Origin of the sequence: Phyllobacterium sp. CCNWLW183 (assembly GCF_037203775.1) — a bacterium.
Lineage (GTDB): Bacteria > Pseudomonadota > Alphaproteobacteria > Rhizobiales > Rhizobiaceae > Phyllobacterium > Phyllobacterium ifriqiyense.
Genome location: NZ_JBBCBN010000001.1, coordinates 1,069,327 through 1,090,070 on the forward strand (window position 1 = coordinate 1,069,327; position 20,744 = coordinate 1,090,070).

The following is a 20,744-nucleotide window of genomic DNA, read 5'->3' on the forward strand; positions in this document are numbered from 1 at the left end:
AGCCTTAGGGTCCGGACCCTATGACTTGGTTCGATCCGAGTCTTTTTCTTGCATCAAAATACGGTCAATCATCTCTACGCGATCTCTGCGACGTTGGAGGCGTTTGCCGACAAAGCCAAACCATCTGGGCTTGTTGCGCGCCTCACGACTTGCCTGAAGCTGCTCTATGTAAACTGCGTCTACCGGAACATTCGACAAACGATCAAATATCCAACAAAAAGCCACTGGAATATGCCGGACGTCGAATTGCGGAGCATCTGCAGCGGCATCTTCTGCTATGATTTGCTCCAATACTACCTGATCCCAGATATCTGGATTGGCATTGCAACGATCCTTCCACATCTCCATCAGAATCAAAGCTGCCGGCGTATCATTGATCAGAATGGTTGCTGCGATCAGCTTTTTGACACGCGGATCATAATGTACTGCAACATCTCCCATATATTCTTCCAGGGCTGGCCATGGATCGCGGTGAAATACAGCATCGACGTCGACATAAAGCAAAGGACCTCGTCTTGCGCGACGTTCGTTGAACAAAAACTCCGCTTTCATGGAAGCGTTCCGCACCCAGCTCCCGGCACTGTCCACCGCCGTCATAGCCACGGATAACCCCAGCCGGATTGCCGAGGCCGACATACGTTGAGCTTCCCGCTCGTAAAATGAATCCCGCGTGTAAAAGGCCACAACCAAATTATTGCTTTGCTTGGTGCTTGCGGCACGAATTGCCGCTTCCTTGCTGTCAGGAAAATGAACGAGCATTGCCCGATGGGCTGATGACGAAGCTCGAAATCTATTTATCAATCTGGTGATCACAAATTTTTCTTTCCTGGGGTTCTCGTCAGCTTTAGAGATCAGAAACAAGACATTTGTCTGACTATCATTGCAAGCCGATTCGATTCCATAAATATTCCTCCTAAAGGACTTGGTCATGCCTCCTCTGGATACTTTAATTGCTTTTCTGGTAACCACTGCCGTCTTTGCTTTCATCCCCGGCCCGGCAATGCTTTACGCGGCTGCGCAAACAATAGCCCGTGGCCGCTGGTCAGGGCTTATGGCATCGCTCGGGATTCATCTTGGTGGATATATTCATGTCATCGCGGCAGCAGCGGGCCTTTCCGTGCTTTTTCACGCCGTTCCCCTGATCTACATGGTGGTTAAATTTGCTGGCGCAATTTATTTGATCTGGCTGGGAATTTCACTTTTCCGCACCAAAACACACAGTGAAATCGCGTCGGCTCCCATTGAACAAAAGTCTGGCAAGCGCGCCTTTCTCGAAAGCATAACCGTTGAGGTCCTCAATCCAAAAACGGCAATTTTCTTTCTTGCGTTCCTGCCTCAATTTATCGATCCCTCTGCTGCATTTCCTGTCTGGGTGCAGTTCGTTCTCCTTGGAACAATCGTCAACATGGTGTTTTCGTCCGCAGACCTTTTGTGCGTGTTTCTTGCGGGTGCAATGCTCAGCCGATTGCAACGCTCCAGCCGGGCTCAAAAGCTCATGCAACGTGCTGGTGGTGCCATTCTTGTGGGCCTTGGCGCACATCTCGCTTTGCAAAAAAGCTAGAAGCAAGGCTTATCGAGATGATCTTGCTTGGGATGTGTCGGGCTGGGCAAAAAAAGGCCCGGTCCACGTGGAGTGGAACCGGGCCGCATTTCGTTCAGATTTGATCAGGCCGCGTCCTGAATGGCGGCGAGCTTCCATTCTTGACCGCTCTCGCGCACAAATGTCCAAATTTCCGTTGTCTGGCTTGGTACGCCTTCGTCGCCATTGACCACGCGCCCTGTGTTGCGGTCGAGCATGGCATCAATGCTGGAATAGCGCAGCGCGGCTGTCGCATAATCCCTGTCACCCTCGGCCCATGCTTCAGCAATGTCGCTCTGGACGAGCTTGACATCGGTCACGCTGTTACGCAGTCCATCGGTGGCATTTTGACCAAGTTCCTCGGCAAGATACGACATGGCTTCCGGCGTCGTGATCTTGCGCAAGGTTGCATAGTCTTCTTTGCCATACGCAGTTTGCACTTCAGTCAGCAGGGCTTCAAAACGATCAAGATCGTTTTGGGTCAGACCAATTTCATCTTCTGGGACCAGCTTTCCCGGCTGCTGTTTAGCATTGCCTGCAGCACTACTGGCAGCACTGCCCGAGCCAAAACCGTTGCTCGCCGTATCGTTTTGTCTTGATCCTGAACCAATTGTTGGAACGCGCATTGACGAAGACGAGGCTGGCTGGTCGTTAAATGCATTTCGACCGAACGCCTGACCAGCAGCGCCAGCGGGAGCCATTGAAGATGTCTGGCGAGAGCGGAAAAAGCGTAGAGCCAGCATCACGACGCCGACGACCAGGGCAATCTGGATCAGCATGCCGAATAGCCCGGCCATTCCGCCAAACCCGTTCCCGAGAAATGCTCCGATAAGGCCGCCAACCAAGAGGCCTCCGATCAACGAGCGGCCCATTCCGCCGAACAAACCGCCGGGGCGCTGCTGCGTAGCTTGCGTCTGAGCTGCACCGGGCTGAGTCTGCTGGCGCGGTGTCATTGTACGTTCAATAGGCGCTGCATTGGTCGGTGCGGTGCGTGTCGGTGCCGGCGCATCGAATGTTCGCGAGCCACGGCTACCAAATCCGCCGCCGCCACGACGTGCATCAGCCTCATAGACTGCGCTAAAGCTTACAGCCAGTCCAATAACGAGTATCGCGGCAATCCTGCTAAGGGTGGCCCAACTCAGCTTGAATAGTACGAGCGGCATGCAAATCTCCTCAATATGCGTCACGTGACGTTCGCGCTACATATGGGGAAGAACTGCAGGGATTAAAAGGACGAGCCGCAAATTGTGTGAGGGAGATTGATCAATTTTGCGTTTGCTCGGCAAAGCCAATAATGTTCTGCCGATCAATTGCTTTTAACAACAGATAGTCTTCCGTTCAGATCAATCCGCGCAACCACGTTCTCATAATCCGCTATTGTCGCGTGTGTCGTTTCAACTGGATGTTTATGGGTTGCCGTAATCACCATAACATCGGCTTTGGCGGCATCTCCAGCCAGAATACCGGGAATAGCGTCCTCAAAGACGAGACAATCTGAAGCGTCAAAGCCCAGTTTGCGTGCGCCCAACAGATAGCAATCCGGGTTTGGTTTGCCGATCTTGACGTCTTCGGCTGTCACCAATGTGCGCGGCACGGGAATTCCCGCTGCGGCAAGGCGCCGTTTGGCCAGCTCAAGCGGCGAGGACGTCACAATCGCCCATTTTTCAGGTGGCAGGCTTTCCAAAAAACCCGCCGCTCCCGGCAGCGCCATCACGCCAGCTACGTCGTTTATTTCATCTTCCGTTATCTTGGCAGCTTCAACCTCGGGATCAACACCAGGCAATCCCAAACGGCGAATAGTATCAATCGCCCGCACGCCATGCATGGTTGGCATGAATGCCGCCACATCAAGCCCGTGAGACTCGGCCCATTTGCTCCAGACGCGCTCTGCAGCAACGGTGGAGTTGAGAATCGTGCCATCCATGTCAAAGAGGAAGGCTGCATAAGTTTTATCGAAGACGAAAGTTGCGGACACGAAAAATCTCTCTTTAGCGGATTGTGTCGCCTCTTATGTCAGATGATCCGAATATGGCAAAGACCAGCGCCTACTTTTTGGAGGGGCGTACTCAAATACCGGCGTACCATTCATATCCCCGATCTTCCCAGAATCCGCCTTTGCCGGAACCGATGTTCTTGAAACTGTCGACAAGCTCAATTCGCATCAGATATTTGGCATGTTTATATCCGATCTGCCGCTCAACCCGCAGGCGCAAGGGTGCGCCATGGGCGATCTCCAGATCTTTGCCGTTCATACCATAGGAAAGGATTGTTTGCGGATGCCAGGCATCCACCAGATCGATGCTTTCATAGTAAAGACCGCTGCCGTCGAGTGATTGCTCATAATCGTCTGCACAATAGAACACCGCATAACGTGCTCCGGGCGCAAGACCAACCTGTTCCAAAACCAGTCCGAGCGGGACGCCGGTCCATTTGCCGATTGCGCTCCAGCCCTCGACGCAATCATGGCGGGTAATTTGTGTGCGCGACGGCATGGCTTTCAAATCCGCCATGGAGAAGCTCTTGGCCGTCTTGACCATGCCACCAACCTGAAGTCGCCAATTGGCAAAATTACTGTCAACAAGCTGCTTATAGACATCTGTCTCAGGCATTTGCGTTCCATTTGCCTTGAATACAGGTGATAAATCCGCCTCGCTATATTCACGAGCCAGTTGCTGGTTGCCCAAAAGCAGACGCTGAGCGTTCATTGAAAGCCACTCACCTTTCTCAAGAACGGCATTGACGCTTGGGCTTTGAACCAGCGCATCACAGCCCGTCAAAATGCCTGTGGCTGCAATGCCTGAACCAATCAGGAAACGACGCCGTGTGAGATCAATACTCATTTGGTTATCTCCTTATCTGCTTCAGGCTTTAAAGCGTAATAGCCGGTAATCATTGAGCGCATATTGTTCCAGACGCCGGATAAGAGAACCATGGCAATGTGTAAGAATACGAAGACAATGATCAGCGAGGCCGTGATGAAATGAATTGTTCGTGCCGACTGACGGCCGCCAAATACATCCAGCAACCACGGAAAAATTGCATTGAAGCCGGGAGACATGGTGAGGCCCGTCAGCACCATCAGTGGCAACAAGATGAAACCTACCCCGATATAGGCAAGCTTCTGCAAAGAGTTGTAGCGGCGGGCGCTCTCACCTTTCGGAAAACGCAGACGTGCGTGATCGGCAATCTCGTGAGCGAGATGCCTGGGGGTCAACTCACCTTTTTTCGGCAGCAGATCGCGGCGAAAATGCCGGGAGACAAGCCCGTAAAGCATATAGACGAACCCGTTAATGACAAAGAACCAGGCAAAAAAGAAATGCCAGCGTCGTCCTGTGGCGAGATCCTGATAGCTTGGGATTGTCGCCCACGCCGGAAAGGCGCGCGGGGTTAATTCTCCATCGACCTTCGATGCGCCAAGCACTCCAGTTGTTGTAAACTGAAAGGACCCAATGCTGGTCACGCCTTTCATGCTGTCCCCATCGGGATATGCCTCGATGGAAACAAATGCCGGATCAGGCAGAGCATCGGCACCATATTGTCCCCAGTAAAGATGCGGATGGGCGTTGAATATTTGCAAACCGCTCATCAAAAGGAAGCTAAGGCACAAAACATTCAGCCAATGGGTAATCCGCACCGCCAGGGAATGGCGGTAGACCACAGCTCTTTTTGGCTTTTCCTTCAATGCAGTGCCAGTCGTTACACTTGTCATTTTAAGCCTCCACCCGCCCATTATCGCATCTATTCCAACTGTGTATCCCTCCCCAGTTTCGAGGAGAGATCACAATTATAACCTTTGCCAATGCTAATTGGCTGCTGGAGCCATTGCATCCGGCTTTTTCTTGACAGGCTTCATGGCATCGCCCTTCATCGCGTCTTTTTTCATGGCGTCCGGCTTCATGGCATCCGCTTTCATCGCATCGCCCTTCATCGGGTCGGCTTTCATTGCATCTGGTTTCATTGCGTCATGTTTCATCGCATCTTGCTTTTTCACCGGTTGTGCCTTCATGGCATCTTCAGCAGCGGCCAGATTCACACTGGCCAAACCAGCGGTAAGTGCGAAAGCCGAAAGGACTATACTACGTGTGAAAACGTTCATGGTCATTCTCCTTGAGTTAATTCAGATACGATAAACGTGCCCATAAGTTTCGAGTGCCTCTGACACCCACATTGCTTCGGCGCGTTGTCGCCAGTGACATGAAGCAATACGGATCGGACAGGAAATTAGTTACGAGGATCACGGATTGGTGATGGGCGGGTGGTCTGATTCCAACATTTGCATCCGATTTGCGTGTCGCTCATTGACGTTCCGCCATCTTGCACCTCATGCTGTAACCTTTCTGCCGCCGCTGCGAATAAGGAATTAAACCGGAGTGCATTCTGTCGAAACGCGACTGAAAGAACTGATGCTTGCTAGTCTTGCAGGTGATGCGCGCAGCTATGCCATTCTTCTGAATGACGTGGCAAAGCATTTGCGTTCTTATTTTTTGCGACGGCTCTCTGAAGCCCATAAGGGTGACGCTGACGATCTCGTGCAGGAGACGTTGATGGCGCTGCATACCAAACGGGCAACCTACGAAACCGATCGCCCGTTCACCGCCTGGCTGCACGCTATCGCGCGATATAAATTGATAGATCATTTCCGCCGCAACAAAATTCGCGCAACTATACCTTTGGATAATGCTGAAGATTTGATACCGGCGGATTATTCCGATGCAACTGCGGACCGGATAGATGTGGAAAGCCTGTTACAGTCAGTCCCGGAGAAATCACGGGAGTTGATCTACCGCACAAAAATTGAAGGGCAATCAATAGCAGAGGTCGCGACGAGCACCGGACTTTCGGAATCAGCGGTGAAGGTTGGTATACATAGAGGCATCAAGGCGATTGCCGCAAAATTGAAAGGACGTGCACATGGCAACGGATGACTTGATTGCACGTCTCACGCGCGATCTGAAGCCTATACAGCGCAGCAGCGTCGCCAAGCGGCTTGCCATAGGTCTTGGCTTGGGCTTTGCCGCATCCTGGCTTTTGATGGTCTGGTGGTTGGGCATGCGGCCAGATCTCATGGAAGCTTCTGCCACAATGCCCTTCTGGGGAAAGCTCGCTTATACGCTTCTTCTCGCCGTTATCGGTGCATGGGCAGTCAAGCGGATCGCTTATCCACTTGGCAGCATCATCATCAATCTTGTCTTGATGGCAGTCGCACTGTTTGCATTCGGAATATTGGCTGCGGGGATATTCGCCATGGCACCGCCCGAAGCGCACATGACGATGCTGACCGGCAAATCGCTGGCCGTATGCACATTCAATATTGTTGTGCTGTCCATGCCACTGCTGATCGGCGCATTCTGGGTTTTGCGTGGTATGGCACCCACTCGCCTCACCATGGCGGGGGCTGCGGCCGGCATTGCAGCGGGCGCGATAGGCTCGGTTATCTATTCTTTCCACTGCACGGAAAGCGCCATGCCGTTTGTCGCTGTCTGGTATACGCTCGGCGTATTGATACCCGGCCTCATTGGTGCTGTGGCCGGGCGTTTCTTTCTCAGATGGTAGAAATAGCTACCTGACATCCACCCAGCGCTGATCCTTGAAAGAGCGAGCCATGGCATGAACGGTGCGCTCGATTTCCAGGCCATCTGCAAACTCGATCAGATGCGCCGCTTGGCCTTCGATACGCTTGATCAGCTCATGGCATTCAATGATTTTTAGATCGTTGAAACCAAGCCCATGGCCCGGCGCTGGAATGAACCGGCCATAGGGCTCGTGATGCGGTGCCGTTAAAATGGTGCGATAGCCCTGCTCTGTAGGGCGATCCGATGTCACATAGAGCTGAAATTCATTGGCGCGCTCCTGATCAAACAGGATGGAGCCCTTTGAACCGAATATCTGCAACGCGATGCGGCCCTTGCGTCCCCATGCAGAACGGTTCACCTGCAATGTACCTGCCACGCCGTTTTCCATATGCATCAAAACGCTGGCACTGTCATAGGTTTCGACAGCCCGGCTGGTGCCATCTCGGGTCTTGCGGCTCGCATAGGGTTTCGCCATGTCGCACATCACTCGCGACACGCGCCCGAACAGTGTGAACAACAGTGACAAAGGATGTACGGCGAAATCGTCAAGCGCCCCATAGCCCGAGGTCGCTTCATGCTTCCAGTAGAAAAGCGCATCAGGATCGGCCATGAAATCCTCATCCATTTCAATGCGCAGGTGATTTACCTCGCCGATAATCTTCTCATCCAGAAGCTTGCGGATATGACGGATCGCTGGCCCTTGCGTATAATTATATCCAAGCGCAGCTACTTTTCCGGACTGACCTGCAGCAGCAGCCATTGCTTCTGCCTCTGCAAAGCCAGGTGCCATCGGCTTCTCGCACCAGACATGTTTGCCAGCCTTAAGAGCTGCAATTGCCATTTCAGGGTGGAACTGGTTCGGCGTTGTAATCGATACAACATCAACCTGTGGATCGTTGATGACTTCGCGCCAATCACCGGATGCCCTTCGAAAACCGAACTCGCTTGCACGTTCTACCGCAAGATTTTCATTGGCTTCGCCAAGATGAACCAGGGAAATGTCGGGGCCGTCACCAAAGACGGCGCGTACCGAATTCCACGCCAGAGCGTGGCATTTGCCCATAAAACCTGTTCCGATCAGCCCAACACCCAGCATCGACTCTTCTCCAGCGCTTGCGAATAACGAATGAAATAATCTATAACAGATGAAAATGGAATAACTGATCCACTTTGATATAAATATTTTGCTTTGTAAGATGTAGTCATTGGGGCAATGATTCGGATGGGTACTATGGACAATGGAGCGGAGTTGCCGCGGGACTTCGATGCATTGCGCAATCTCATCCTGGAGCGGCGAGATATCCTGCCGAAACGTTTGGCCCAGATCGCAGCCTATGCCCTCAGCAATCCCGACGAAATTGCCTTTGGTACCGCCGCCAGCATAGCCAATACGGCAGGCGTGCAACCTTCAACCCTCATCCGGTTTGCTCAGCACCTCGGATTCGATGGTTTCACCAGCCTGCAATCTGTTTTTCGCGAACGTCTGCGCGAGCGGCAAATCTCTTATGAAGAGCGCCTTTCCGCACTGCATGGAAATACGGATGGTCTTTCCCAAAATCGCGCAATTCTCAACGGGTTTCTGGCTGCGGCCAGCCAATCTGTGGAGACGATCTCCCGGCAGCTCGAAGATGATGTACTGGACCGGGCAGTCGATATTCTGGCGGGTGCCGAGACCATCTTTCTTCTCGCCCGCCGACGTTCATATCCAATTACCGCCTATATGGCCTACGCCTTCGGCAAATTGAAAATTCGCAATCAGTTGATTGAATCAACAGCCGGGATTGATCCTGAGATTTTGTCATTTGCAACACCGGCAGATGCAGCCATTGCCATCAGCTTTTCTCCCTACGCATCAGCCACAATTGAGCATGCCGCCACGCTCGCTGCTCGCAACGTTCCTGTCGTTGCAATCACTGACAGCGCATTTTCGCCGCTCGCTCAGTCGGCAAAAGTCTGGTTCGAGGCGGCGGAAGGCGATTTCTCAGGCTTCCGCTCACTGTCCGGCACAATGGCGCTTGCCATGGCTTTGACCGTCAGCGTTGCCGAACGGCGCCGCAAACTGTGAATGTCAAAAACCTAAAAAGAATATACATTCCATGTTGACGATTTGATAGAATTATTATTTCATATAGACGAGAACCTGCTGTCCGAAATGGGACACTTAATCAGAATATCGGGAGAACGACATGGATAGAACTGATAGCGCCAAGCCCCTTGGCAAGCCGCTTGATGTCATAACCATTGGGCGCTCGTCAGTTGATCTTTACGGCCAGCAAATCGGCTCACGTCTCGAAGACATCACGTCGTTTGCAAAATCAGTGGGTGGCTGCCCGGCCAACATTGCCATTGGCACTGCGCGGCTTGGTTTGCGTTCTGCCCTGCTCTCCCGTGTCGGTGATGAGCAGATGGGCCGTTTTATCCGCGAACAAATGGTACGGGAAGGCGTCGCGACAACGGGCGTTATTACTGACCCGCAGCGTCTTTCTGCACTGGTTATTCTGTCTGTGGAGAATGATAAAAGCTTCCCACTGATTTTCTATCGCGAAGACTGTGCCGACATGGCATTGGAAGAAAGCGATATTGACGCGGATTTCATCGCTTCAGCCCGCGCGGTCGTTGTCACGGGTACGCATTTCTCCAAACCAAAGCCGGACGCTGCACAGCGCAAAGCCATTCGCCTGATGAAAGAAGCTGGCGGAAAAGTCGTGTTCGATATCGACTATCGTCCTAACCTTTGGGGCCTTGCCGGTCACGGTGATGGCGACAGCCGCTATATCGCATCCGATGCCGTTTCCAACCACCTTAAAACCGTATTGCCTGATTGCGATTTGATTGTTGGCACCGAAGAAGAAGTTTTGATCGCTTCCGGGGAAGATGACCTTCTGAGCGCTCTCAAGACCATTCGCGCTCTATCAAAAGGAACAATTGTCCTCAAACGCGGACCCATGGGTTGCATTGTTTACGAGGGACCCATCTCCGACGATCTCGAAGATGGCATTGTCGGCAAGGGCTTTCCCATCGAAGTGTTCAACGTCCTTGGAGCGGGCGACGCCTTCATGTCCGGCCTGCTGCGCGGATGGCTCGGCGGCGAGTCTCTGGCAACTGCCGCAACATGGGCAAATGCTTGCGGCGCATTTGCCGTTTCGCGCTTGCTTTGCTCACCGGAAATACCAACCTTCGCAGAGCTGCAATATTTCCTCGAACATGGCAGCAAGCATCATGCTCTGCGCAAGGACGAGGCCATCAACCATATCCATTGGGCAACAACGCGTCGGCGCGAAATTCCTTCAATGATGACCTTCGCCATTGATCACAGGGTCCAGCTTGAAGATCTTTGTCAAAAGCTGGGTGCGAATACATCAAAGATCGGTGAATTCAAGGAATTGGCGGTCAAAGCCGCTGCAAAAGTTGCCGATGGTCATGGTGGATATGGAATGCTGCTGGATGAGAAGTTCGGTCGTGAAGCCATGTTCGAATTTGCACGCCATAGTTTTGACTGGCTTGGACGTCCGGTAGAACTGCCAGGTTCCCGTCCGCTACGGTTTGAGTTCTCGCAGGATATTGGCTCCCAGCTTGTTGAGTGGCCAGTCGATCATTGCATAAAGTGCTTGTGCTTTTATCACCCCGACGACCCTGCTGACCTCAAGCTTGAACAGCAGCAAAAATTGCGCACGCTTTTTGAGGCAGCACGCAAAGTGGGCCGGGAATTGCTAATCGAGATTATCGCGGGAAAACACGGCATTCTGGATGACAACACTATTCCACGCGCACTGGAAGAGCTTTACGCACTCGGCATCAAGCCCGACTGGTGGAAGCTTGAGCCGCAGGCCTCGGCAACAGCTTGGAAAAATATCGAGCAGATCGTTGAAAAGAATGATCCTTGGTGCCGCGGTGTTGTATTGCTTGGTTTGGAAGCACCGCAAGATGAGTTGGAGGCTGCTTTCGCCGCCACCGCCAAGGCTCCTATCGTGAAGGGCTTTGCTGTGGGCCGGACACTCTTCATGGAGGCTGCGGAAGCTTGGCTTTCGGGTAAACTTTCTGACGAGGAAGCGGTTGGTGATATGGCTGGTCGTTTCGAGAAATTGACCAAGGCATGGCTGTCCAGTCGCGATATATTGTCGAACTAGATAATTACGAATAGTGGAGCCGGTTTTCCATCCGTTATACGGAGAATAGGACCGGGGAGGAGATTGATATGAGCAATACAGTACGTCTGACGATGGCGCAGGCACTGACACGCTTTCTCGCGGCACAGATGACCACGATAGACGGCAAGGAAATGCCGATTTTCGCCGGTGTCTGGGCGATTTTCGGCCATGGCAACGTGGCTGGTATTGGGGAGGCACTCTATCAAGTCCGCGATGAACTGCCGACCTATCGCGCGCATAATGAACAAGCGATGGCCCATGCCGCAATCGCCTTTGCGAAGGCGAGTTTCCGCCAGCGCATGATGGCCGTAACGAGTTCGGTGGGACCTGGCGCAACCAATATGGTCACCGCCGCCGCCCTTGCCCATGTCAATCGCCTGCCCCTCCTCCTGCTTCCCGGCGATGTTTTTGCAAACCGTATTCCCGACCCAGTTCTGCAACAGGTTGAATCCTTTGCCGACGGCACCATTTCCGCCAATGACTGCTTCAAGCCCGTGTCCCGTTACTTCGATCGTATCACGCGCCCTGAACAGATCATTCCCGCCCTCGCCCGCGCCATGACAGTGCTGACCGATCCGGCGGAGTGCGGCCCGGTCACTCTGGCTCTCTGTCAGGATGTGCAGGCGGAAGCTTACGATTATCCGGAGAGCTTTTTAGATAAGCGCGTCTGGTCAGTTCGACGCCCGCGTCCTGACCGTAATGAGCTTTCAGCCGCTGTTGCAGCCTTGCAATCCGCCAAAAAGCCTTTGGTCATTGCCGGTGGCGGTGTCCTTTTTTCGCAAGCTTCAAAGGAACTTACTGATTTTGTCGAGGCTGCGGGTATCCCTGTCTGTGAAACGCAAGGCGGCAAGTCTTCGCTGCCCGATAGCCATCCACTCAACATGGCAGCTGTCGGGGTAACCGGCACTTCTGCTGCAAACCGGCTGGCGCAAGAGGCCGACGTGATCATTGCGGTGGGTACACGCTTGCAGGACTTTACGACGGGTTCGTGGTCACTCTTCCAGAATTCTGCCAAGACTTTCATCGGCCTTAACGTCCAGACTTTTGATGCTGCAAAACATCGGGCGCTGCCACTGGTTGCTGACGCGAAAGAAGGGTTGCTGGAGCTCACGGCCGCTTTGCAGGGATATAAGGCGCCTGCAAGCTGGACAGAAAATGCAAAGTCCGGAAAAGCCGAATGGCAAAAAGCCGCTGCAAAGGTTACCGGCCCTACCAATGCTTCGCTGCCTTCGGATGCACAGGTTATCGGTGCCGTGCAACGTACATTTGGCGCTGAGGCGACGGTACTTCATGCTGCAGGCGGACTGCCGGGCGAAATGCACAAATTATGGCAGGCAGGTGCTCCCGGCTCCTACCATGCCGAATATGGCTTTTCTTGCATGGGCTACGAGATTGCTGGCGGGCTGGGTGCGAAGATGGCCAAGCCTGACGATGAAGTCGTTGTGATGATTGGCGATGGCTCCTATCTGATGTTGAATTCGGAACTTGCCACCTCAGTCATGCTGGGTCAGCGTATCACCGTCGTGCTGCTCGACAATCGCGGCTATGGCTGCATCAACCGGCTGCAAATGGGAACGGGTGGGGCCAACTTCAATAATCTTCTGAAGGATTCGAAGCACGAAGTCTTGCCCGATATCGATTTCGCTGCTCATGCCCATAGCCTCGGTGCAATCTCAGAAAAAGTCGCTTCAATTGCTGAGCTGGAAACAGCGCTTGCAAGGGCAAAAGACAACGATCGCACAACAGTTATTGTCATTGATACCGACCCACTGATTTCGACGGAAGAAGGCGGCACCTGGTGGGATGTGGCGGTGCCGGAGGTAAGCCAGCGCAGCCAGGTCACTGCGGCACGCAAGGAATATGAACAAAAATTGAAATTACAGCGCGTCGGTGACTAAGCTGTTTACTGCTAACCAAAGGAACTGAAGAATGATCCGTATCGGGGCGAACCCAATCGGCTGGTCGAATGACGACATGCTGGAAATCGGTGGCGATATTCCACTGGAAACCTGTCTTGAGCAAGCAAAGGCAGCCGGATTTACCGGCATGGAACTTGGCAATAAATTTCCGCGCACTGCCGAAAAATTGCGTCCTATTCTCGACGCTTATGGGCACAGCCTTGTCAGCGGATGGTATTCAACCGAGTTGCTGGTCCGCGATGTGGATGCGGAACTTGAAGCTGTTAAAGATCACGCCACATTGTTGAAAGACATGGGCTGCACCGTTCTGATTGCAGCGGAAACATCAAATGCCATCCATTCCAATAAGGAGCTGCCACTTTCCGCCCGCCCCGTCTTGCTGAAATCGGCCTGGAAAGTCTTCGGTGAGCGCTATACCCGCTTTGCACAAGCCATTAAGCAGACCTATGGCCTGCAACTGGTCTATCACCACCATATGGGTACTGTCGTTCAGACGGAATCCGAGATTGACCGCTTCATGGAAGTCACTGGCGATTCGGTAAATCTTCTGCTCGACACGGGGCATGCGACTTGGGGTGGCGGAGATCCGGCGCGTCTGGCACGGCATTACAAAGCACGCATCGGCCATGTCCATTGCAAGGATATTCGCGAATACGTCATGTGGGCATCAAACCGCGAAGACTGGTCATTCCTTGATAGCGTTCTCGCCGGTGTTTACACTGTTCCCGGCGACGGTATGATCGACTATGTTCGAGTACTTAAGGAACTCAAAGGCTATAGCGGCTGGGTGGTTGTCGAAGCTGAGCAGGATCCGACGAAAGCTGATCCGGCAACCTATTCCAAGCTTGGGCATGCCAATCTAAGCCGCTTCATAAAGGAAGCAGGGCTTGCGTGACTAAAGACTCCAACCATCCATTCTTCCGTCCCCTGTGGCGCAGAATTGCCGTCGTGGCGTTCTGCGTTGCTTGGGCAATTTTCGAATTTGCCACGGGAACACCATTCTGGGGCATCATCGCACTAGGCTTCGCAGGCTATGGCGTTTGGCAATTCATCATCGTCTACGACGCGTCGGAACCAGTGCCGCCGGCGGACGTTAATGCCGAGAAGGAATGATCCATGTCGAAACTTTTGATCAAGGCCGTGGATGGTATTGGCCATATTGCCAATATCACACCTGAAAGTGCTGGTTGGACTTATGTAGGCTTTGACCTGCACAGGCTGGAAGCCGGGCAGTCATTGTGTGGAAAAACCGAGGACAAAGAGGTCTGCCTCGTCTTTGTAACCGGCAAGGGCAATGTAACTGCCAATGGCGAAGACCTTGGCCTTCTCGGCAAACGCATGTCGCCATTTGATGGCAAGCCATGGTCTGTCTACCTGCCTGAAGGTTCGGATTGGTCCATTTCAGCCGAGACTGGCGTCGAACTTGCCGTCTGCTCCGCACCCAGCCTCAATGGCGGGCTACCTGTGCGCATCATATCGCCGGATGATCTTGGCCAGGAAACGCGCGGCAAAGGCACCAATACCCGCTATGTCACCAATATTCTTCCTGAAAACGAGCCTGCGGACTCACTTCTGGTGGTTGAGGTGATTACGCCGGGAGGACATACTTCCAGCTATCCTCCGCATAAACATGATCAGGATAATCTTCCGGCCGAATCCTATCTGGAAGAAACCTACTACCATCGCTTTAACCCGCCGCAAGGTTTTGGGTTCCAGCGTGTCTATACGGATGATCGCTCGCTTGATGAAGCCATGGCGATTGAGGATGGCGACGTGGTCATGGTGCCCAAAGGATACCATCCCTGCGCGGCCTGCCACGGCTATGACCTCTATTATCTCAACGTGATGGCCGGTCCAAAGCGCACGTGGAAATTCCACAATGCTGCCGAGCATGAATGGCTGACAAAGCTATAAGCTTTCAATTGCAGCTTCACCGAAAAAACGATGAAGCTGCAATTTGAAATTTACACCGTAATCGTCTTGCCTTCTTTCACCGAACGCAAGGCAGCATCGGCAAGTGCCAATGCGATCAGCCCATCTTCGCCGCTGGGGGCAGCTTGCGTGCCGGTGGCAATACCGTCGATAAAGGCCGCGATTTCGTTGGCATAGGCCTCCGTATAACGCGTCATGAAGAAGTCGTGCAGTGGCGGGCGCGTATAGCCATTGCCATTGGCAATTTCGATTGAAACGGCACGCTGATTTTCCGCTGCGACCATTCCCTTGGAACCATGCACTTCAATGCGCTGATCATAGCCATAGGTTGCACGGCGCGAGTTTGAAATCACGCATTGCTTCCCCGAAGCCGTCGAAAGAATGACGCTGACACTATCGTAATCGCCAAGCTCGCCAATCTTCTTGTCCACAAGTACAGAAGCATGTGCAGCGACAGACACAGGCTCTTCGCCAAGCAGGAAGCGCGCCATATCAAAATCATGGATAGTCATATCGCGGAAAATGCCACCCGAGCGGGTAATGTACTCGGCAGGTGGCGCACCGGGGTCACGCGAGGTTATGGTGACCATTTCCACGTCGCCAATCGCGCCATCGTCGATTGCCTTGCGTACTGCGGCGAAATGCGGGTCGAACCTACGGTTGAAGCCTACCATCAATGTCGCCTTTGTCTGCCTTACCACTGCAAGGCACTCTTCAACCCGCTTTACGTCAAGGTCGATCGGCTTCTCGCAAAAGATGGCCTTTCCTGCACGCGCAAAACGTTCGATGAGATCCGCATGCGTATCAGTCGGAGTACAGATGATAACGGCGTCGATATCGCCGGCACTCTCGATCTCATCAATGGTGCGCACTTCGCAGCCATAGGCAGCAGATAGATCCGTGGCAGCCTGTTCGAACGCATCGGCCACTGCAACAAGCTCTGCCCGTGCATTGGAGCCGATTGCCTTGGCGTGAACCTTGCCGATACGGCCTGCGCCCAGCAGACCAAAACGTACAGTCATTTCATTACCTCATGGAAGAATGGCCCGGGATGATTCCCGGGCGTTACAAAACTCAGACTTTTCTCTTTTTCTGGCGATATACGTCGATGACCACCGCTGCAACGATAATGATGCCTTTGATGATCTCTTGATAGTAGGCGTCCACCCGAAGAAAGGTGAAACCTGAAATCATGACGCCCAGAATAATGGCGCCGATAACCGTGCCGGTGATGCGGCCTATACCACCTGTCAGCGATGTCCCGCCAATGACGGCCGCTGCAATCGCATCGAGCTCATAGGTCACGCCCATGCCCGATTGTGCCGTCTGTGCCCGAGCAGCGGTGACAATACCGGCAAGCCCCGCCAGCAGACCGGCAATGGCATAGACCTTGATGAGATGCCGTTCGATATTGATACCCGAAACCCGCGCCGCCTGTGCATTGGCACCGATGGCATAGGTGAACTTTCCATAGCGCGTATATCGCAAGGCTATGTGGAAAATGAGAGCCACGAGGAGAAAAACAATGACCGGCCAGATACTGGTTCCAATGAAATTGAATTGATCAGTCAAGCCGGAGATGGGCGAGCCCTTTGTGTACCATTTTGCAATGCCACGAGCAGAAACCATCATGCCCAGCGTGGCAATGAAGGGGGGAATTTTGGTTTGAGCTATCAGCCAGCCATTGATGATCCCGGCCAGGAGCCCGACACCCAGCCCGATAGCGATCGGTATGACGAACGGCAAGTCGGTAAGACCGGGATAAACCGGTCGCGCCCAGGTGGAGGATTGCGCAAAACTCGCGGCAATCATCGCGGTCATGCCTACAACCGAGCCTGACGAGAGATCAACACCGCCCGTGATAATCACTTGGGTGACACCAACAGCGATAATGCCGATCACTGAAACCTGCAGAATGATGATCCGCAGGCGCTGTGTGTTCATCAGAAAGCTCTGGCCTGCAAGTATCCAGCCAAGGATTTCGAACACCAGCGCAATCCCGATCAACACCAGAAGAATGTTGACTTCTGGCGGTAGCCGCCGGCTTCGGCGAGACGTAAGCGTTGCAGTTGCTTTTTCGCTTGTCATTATAGTTTCTCCCAATACCCCAGTAGCGTCGTCCGATCTAAAAAATTTGACCGGATTATTTTGACGCCAGCTCCATTACCTTGACTTGCGTCGCTTCAGCCCTATCCAGAAAACCCGTTACGCGCCCCTCATGCATCACCATCACGCGATCGCTCATGCCAAGCACCTCAGGCATTTCCGATGAGATCATGATGACCGCAACGCCCTGCCTTGCGAGCTGCGTGACGAGGCGATGGATTTCTGCCTTGGCACCAACATCAATGCCGCGGGTCGGCTCATCCAGAATGAGAATTTTAGGATTGGTAAGCAACCACCTACCAATGAGAACCTTCTGCTGGTTGCCACCGGATAGATTTTCGATCTTTTCTTCAAGATTGGGCGTCTTCACCCGCAAGGTTTCGCTCATCTTTTGGCAAACAGCCGTAATCTGCTTCTCCTGCACAAAACCAAATTTGGTAAAGCGATCCTGCAGCACAGCGATCTGCATGTTTTCAAGAATATCGAGGATCAACAGGCAGCCCGTATCCTTGCGATCTTCTGTCAGGAAGGCCATGCCCATATTGATGGCTTGGTTGGGCGTGGTGACCTTTACCTCCTTGCCATTAATGGCAATGGTTCCTGTCGTGGCTGGAGTAACACCGAAAATGGTTTCAGCCACATTTGAGCGACCAGAGCCGACGAGTCCGGCAATACCCAGGATTTCACCCGCGCGAACATCAAAAGAAATGTTGTGAAATACATTCTTCAGCGATAAATCCTTCACCGAAAGCACGACATCGCCGATAGGCACAGTTTCCTTCGGGAACATCTGGGTGATCTCACGGCCAACCATCATTTTGATGATGTCATCACGGGTTACATCAGTTGAGGCATGTGTGCCGATGTAACGGCCGTCCCGAAATACCGAAAACTCATCGGCAATCTCGAACAGTTCATTCATCTTGTGCGTGATGTAGACAATGCCGATCCCTTGCGAACGCAGATCACGTATGATCGCGAAGAGATGTTCCACCTCGCGCTCAGTCAGCGCAGAGGTCGGCTCATCCATAATCAGCACATCGGATTCATAGGAAACCGCCTTGGCAATTTCGACCATCTGGCGGTTGGCGACCGAGAGATCCCGCACCTGGCTATCAGGATCGAGCCTGATATTCAGCCGCTGAAAAAGCTCGGCCGTCATATCGTACATTTTGCCATGATCAACAAAGCCGAAAGCATTCTTCGGTTCACGGCGAATCCATATATTCTCGGCTACAGTCATGAATGGCATCAGGTTCAATTCCTGATGAATCATCGCTATGCCATTTTCGAGCGCGTCCAATGGCGATTTCAGGCGAATGGGCAGGCCTTTGAGATAAACCTCGCCCTCATCTGGAATATATATTCCAGCAAGTATCTTCATCAGAGTGGATTTACCGGCGCCATTTTCACCCATCAGCGCATGAACTGTCCCGCGCTTCAGCCGGAACTGCACACCATCCAGCGCCAAAACACCTGGAAATTCCTTGCGGACATTTTCAACATTCAAAAGATATTCCGCCTGCGGCACCGCACCGCTGGCACGAACTGCCGCCATGGTTGAAGGGCTGAGTGTCATGCTCTTCTCCTCCCAGAGAGTTTGGCTGCTTTAAATACCAATGCGGTCTCTCCCCAGGCGGGGAGAGACCGGCAACGACTTATTGCTTAGTTTTTTGACTGATATTTCGACAGGTTTTCAGGCGTTACGAGCTCGAAAGGAATATAGACCTTGCTTTCAATCTTCTCGCCTTTGGAAATCTTGAGTGCCGCATCGACAGCACCCTTGCCTTGCCCTGCCGCATCCTGGAATACGGTTACATCAAGATCACCGGCAGTCATTGCCGCCAAAGCGTCTTGTGTGGCGTCAACACCGGCAACAACGACACTGTCCGGGGCACGGCCCGCAGCCTTAAGCGCCTGGATAGCCCCGATTGCCATCTCGTCATTGTTCGAAATTACAGCGTCAAACTCCAAGCCAGCCGAGAGCCAGTTTGTCATCAAATCCGCGCCCTGTGTGCGCGACCAGTTGGCGGTCTGCTCTTCAACAATGGAGATTCCCTTGCATGCATCGGTCGCAATCACATCATGCACGGCCTTTGTGCGTGCCCGCGCACCCTGATTGGACAACTCGCCCATCATGACGACGACCTTGCCCTGCCCCTTGAGCAACCGGCAGACTTCCGTTGTTTCAAGTGTGCCCGCTTCAGTTTCATTGGAGGCGACAAAAGCCTGCTTCTCAGGCAATTCGTCGACATTTGCTGGCTGGCGATTAACGTAAACCAGTGGGATACCGGCATCGGCAGCAATTTTCGACATGGCCGCAGTGGCATCCGTGTCCACCGCATTGACAATAATCGCATCTACTTTTGAGGCGATGAAATTCTGAATCTGGCTCTGCTGTTTCGCCACGTCATTCTGCGCATCTTCAACCTGCAAAGTCACGCCATCAAGCGTCTTGGCATAGTCTTCCATCCCCGTGCGCAAAACGTTGAGAAAATTGTCATCAAACTGCGCCATCGACACGCCTATATTGGCGGCCAGCGCCGAACTGCTCATCAACGCTGAAACAGCCACTCCCAATAGAAACTTTTTCACTTTTTTCTCCTCCACAATGGTGCCCGGCAACACCTTTCTATCCGGAATCTTCCACTTCGTCCTTGTGGCCACTACCCCTGACCGGTAAGCGACGAAGTTATGGAAAGCGCGTATCTCTCGCGCAACTCGATCCTGGCGCGTTTTCGGAATGTACAGACCGCCACGCTAGTTTCTGAAATATTTATTCCATTTTAAGGCTTCATCGTCAAGTCCGATTCAACTCTCGATTATAGTTAGACGAAGTAATTAGTTGCACAGCTGCGCAAAATGGTTCGCTGTCCATCCAACATGAAAACGGGCCCGGCAAACTTGCCAGACCCGCTCAATTTGTCCGATAGAAGGGCCTGTTAAGGCTTGTTGACGCTCTCAACAGCGATGTTGGTCAGCTTGTTATTGGCTGCCTTCTCCTGATCGAGAATTTCACTGAGCAGCTTGTGAGCTTCGTCATGGCCGAGTGTTTTAGCCCATTCCCGCAATGAGCCGTAGCGGGCAATCTCATAATGCTCCACGGCTTGCGCAGCGGCAAGCAAGCCCGCATTCAGCGCGGTGCCGGAAGCCTCTTCAATAAGACCATCCGTCTCCTTGATCAAACCTTCAATGGCATCGCATTTTTCGGCTTTCGGCTTAAGACCCAGCGATTTGAAAACCTGGTCCAGCGTCTTTACCTGACCCTTCGTCTCTTCAAGATGCTCTTCTACTGCCTTTTTGAGTTTGGCGTCTTTGGAAGCGCTCGCAACTTTTGGTAGAGCTTTGACGAGCGCATTCTCGGCATAATAGACGTCATGCAATGTGTGTTCAAAAATCTCAGCTAGTGTCTTCATTATGATTTTCCTCCTGTCGATTGGGATACAGGAACCTTGGGGGAGCGATAATGTTCCGTCGCACCCAAGAC

At 52.8% G+C, this 20,744-nt stretch carries 21 protein-coding genes; 9 read left to right on the plus strand and 12 right to left on the minus strand.

Features of this window, described 5'->3' with window-relative positions; all coding sequences use genetic code 11:
* Positions 1 to 18 precede the first annotated feature (18 nt).
* Positions 19 to 987 (minus strand): putative nucleotide-diphospho-sugar transferase, encoded by a 969-nt coding sequence (locus tag V9K95_RS05105; protein ID WP_336439666.1) that lies wholly within the window; start codon positions 985 to 987, stop codon positions 19 to 21.
* On the opposite strand from V9K95_RS05105, the gene V9K95_RS05110 reads away from it, so the two are divergent.
* The gene (locus V9K95_RS05110; RefSeq protein ID WP_336439665.1) at positions 929 to 1,561 is read left to right on the plus strand and encodes a LysE family translocator; all 633 of its coding nucleotides are present in this window, start codon (positions 929 to 931) and stop codon (positions 1,559 to 1,561) included. The two genes, V9K95_RS05105 and V9K95_RS05110, sit on opposite strands and share 59 nt — an antisense overlap.
* A 104-nt stretch (positions 1,562 to 1,665) precedes the next feature.
* Here V9K95_RS05110 and V9K95_RS05115 read toward each other — a convergent pair whose 3' ends face one another.
* The 5 genes from V9K95_RS05115 to V9K95_RS05135 all read right to left on the minus strand — a co-directional run bounded on the left by V9K95_RS05115 (position 1,666) and on the right by V9K95_RS05135 (position 5,675).
* Positions 1,666 to 2,742, minus strand: coding sequence for a Tim44 domain-containing protein (locus tag V9K95_RS05115; RefSeq protein WP_336439664.1), 1,077 nt, complete (start codon positions 2,740 to 2,742; stop codon positions 1,666 to 1,668).
* Between the two features lie 143 nt (positions 2,743 to 2,885).
* Positions 2,886 to 3,554, minus strand: a complete 669-nt coding sequence (locus tag V9K95_RS05120; protein ID WP_336439663.1) for an HAD family hydrolase — start codon at positions 3,552 to 3,554, stop codon at positions 2,886 to 2,888.
* Positions 3,555 to 3,645: 91 nt separating this feature from the next.
* The gene (locus tag V9K95_RS05125) at positions 3,646 to 4,419 is read right to left on the minus strand and encodes a molybdopterin-binding protein (protein WP_307279745.1); all 774 of its coding nucleotides are present in this window, start codon (positions 4,417 to 4,419) and stop codon (positions 3,646 to 3,648) included.
* Entirely contained in the window at positions 4,416 to 5,288 is an 873-nt protein-coding gene (locus V9K95_RS05130; RefSeq protein ID WP_336439662.1) for a cytochrome b/b6 domain-containing protein, read from the minus strand. Before V9K95_RS05130 ends, V9K95_RS05125 begins: the two co-directional genes overlap by 4 nt.
* 93 nt (positions 5,289 to 5,381) lie before the next feature.
* Positions 5,382 to 5,675, minus strand: a complete 294-nt coding sequence (locus V9K95_RS05135; protein WP_336439661.1) for a pentapeptide MXKDX repeat protein — start codon at positions 5,673 to 5,675, stop codon at positions 5,382 to 5,384.
* 274 nt (positions 5,676 to 5,949) lie between these two features.
* On the opposite strand from V9K95_RS05135, the gene V9K95_RS05140 reads away from it, so the two are divergent.
* Positions 5,950 to 6,504: a sigma-70 family RNA polymerase sigma factor gene (locus V9K95_RS05140; protein ID WP_115052326.1), complete on the plus strand. Its 555-nt coding sequence runs from the start codon at positions 5,950 to 5,952 to the stop codon at positions 6,502 to 6,504.
* Positions 6,491 to 7,132, plus strand: a complete 642-nt coding sequence (locus tag V9K95_RS05145) for a DUF1109 domain-containing protein (protein ID WP_336439660.1) — start codon at positions 6,491 to 6,493, stop codon at positions 7,130 to 7,132. Before V9K95_RS05140 ends, V9K95_RS05145 begins: the two co-directional genes overlap by 14 nt.
* Before the next feature lie 6 nt (positions 7,133 to 7,138).
* On the opposite strand, the gene V9K95_RS05150 is transcribed toward V9K95_RS05145, so the two are convergent.
* Complete coding sequence (locus V9K95_RS05150; protein WP_336439659.1) at positions 7,139 to 8,248, minus strand: Gfo/Idh/MocA family protein; 1,110 nt, start codon at positions 8,246 to 8,248, stop codon at positions 7,139 to 7,141.
* 126 nt (positions 8,249 to 8,374) lie between these two features.
* Between V9K95_RS05150 and V9K95_RS05155 the strand changes: the two genes are divergently transcribed.
* The 6 genes from V9K95_RS05155 to iolB all read left to right on the plus strand — a co-directional run bounded on the left by V9K95_RS05155 (position 8,375) and on the right by iolB (position 15,133).
* Positions 8,375 to 9,217, plus strand: coding sequence for a MurR/RpiR family transcriptional regulator (locus tag V9K95_RS05155; protein WP_115052323.1), 843 nt, complete (start codon positions 8,375 to 8,377; stop codon positions 9,215 to 9,217).
* Positions 9,218 to 9,338: 121 nt separating this feature from the next.
* Positions 9,339 to 11,279 carry a bifunctional 5-dehydro-2-deoxygluconokinase/5-dehydro-2-deoxyphosphogluconate aldolase gene (locus V9K95_RS05160; RefSeq protein ID WP_336439658.1) on the plus strand — a complete coding sequence of 647 codons (1,941 nt, stop codon included), beginning with the start codon at positions 9,339 to 9,341 and terminating at the stop codon, positions 11,277 to 11,279.
* Positions 11,280 to 11,347: 68 nt separating this feature from the next.
* The gene (gene iolD / locus V9K95_RS05165; RefSeq protein ID WP_336439657.1) at positions 11,348 to 13,198 is read left to right on the plus strand and encodes a 3D-(3,5/4)-trihydroxycyclohexane-1,2-dione acylhydrolase (decyclizing); all 1,851 of its coding nucleotides are present in this window, start codon (positions 11,348 to 11,350) and stop codon (positions 13,196 to 13,198) included.
* Positions 13,199 to 13,229: 31 nt separating this feature from the next.
* A complete protein-coding gene (gene iolE, locus V9K95_RS05170; RefSeq protein WP_336439656.1) occupies positions 13,230 to 14,114 on the plus strand; it encodes a myo-inosose-2 dehydratase in 885 nt (294 codons plus the stop codon).
* Complete coding sequence (locus V9K95_RS05175) at positions 14,111 to 14,332, plus strand: DUF3329 domain-containing protein (RefSeq protein WP_115052319.1); 222 nt, start codon at positions 14,111 to 14,113, stop codon at positions 14,330 to 14,332. The genes iolE and V9K95_RS05175 overlap by 4 nt, the downstream gene beginning before the upstream one ends.
* Before the next feature lie 3 nt (positions 14,333 to 14,335).
* Complete coding sequence (gene iolB / locus V9K95_RS05180; RefSeq protein WP_336439655.1) at positions 14,336 to 15,133, plus strand: 5-deoxy-glucuronate isomerase; 798 nt, start codon at positions 14,336 to 14,338, stop codon at positions 15,131 to 15,133.
* A gap of 50 nt (positions 15,134 to 15,183) precedes the next feature.
* Here iolB and iolG read toward each other — a convergent pair whose 3' ends face one another.
* The 5 genes from iolG to V9K95_RS05205 form a co-directional block, all read right to left on the minus strand.
* On the minus strand, positions 15,184 to 16,173 hold the full coding sequence (gene iolG / locus V9K95_RS05185; RefSeq protein WP_307279780.1) for an inositol 2-dehydrogenase: 990 nt from the start codon (positions 16,171 to 16,173) through the stop codon (positions 15,184 to 15,186).
* A gap of 52 nt (positions 16,174 to 16,225) precedes the next feature.
* Complete coding sequence (locus tag V9K95_RS05190; protein ID WP_115052316.1) at positions 16,226 to 17,239, minus strand: ABC transporter permease subunit; 1,014 nt, start codon at positions 17,237 to 17,239, stop codon at positions 16,226 to 16,228.
* Between the two features lie 55 nt (positions 17,240 to 17,294).
* A complete protein-coding gene (locus V9K95_RS05195) occupies positions 17,295 to 18,836 on the minus strand; it encodes a sugar ABC transporter ATP-binding protein (RefSeq protein ID WP_336439654.1) in 1,542 nt (513 codons plus the stop codon).
* Positions 18,837 to 18,922: 86 nt separating this feature from the next.
* Positions 18,923 to 19,852, minus strand: coding sequence for a sugar ABC transporter substrate-binding protein (locus V9K95_RS05200; protein ID WP_115053215.1), 930 nt, complete (start codon positions 19,850 to 19,852; stop codon positions 18,923 to 18,925).
* Positions 19,853 to 20,199: 347 nt separating this feature from the next.
* Complete coding sequence (locus V9K95_RS05205) at positions 20,200 to 20,673, minus strand: YciE/YciF ferroxidase family protein (protein WP_336439653.1); 474 nt, start codon at positions 20,671 to 20,673, stop codon at positions 20,200 to 20,202.
* Positions 20,674 to 20,744: the final 71 nt, after the last annotated feature.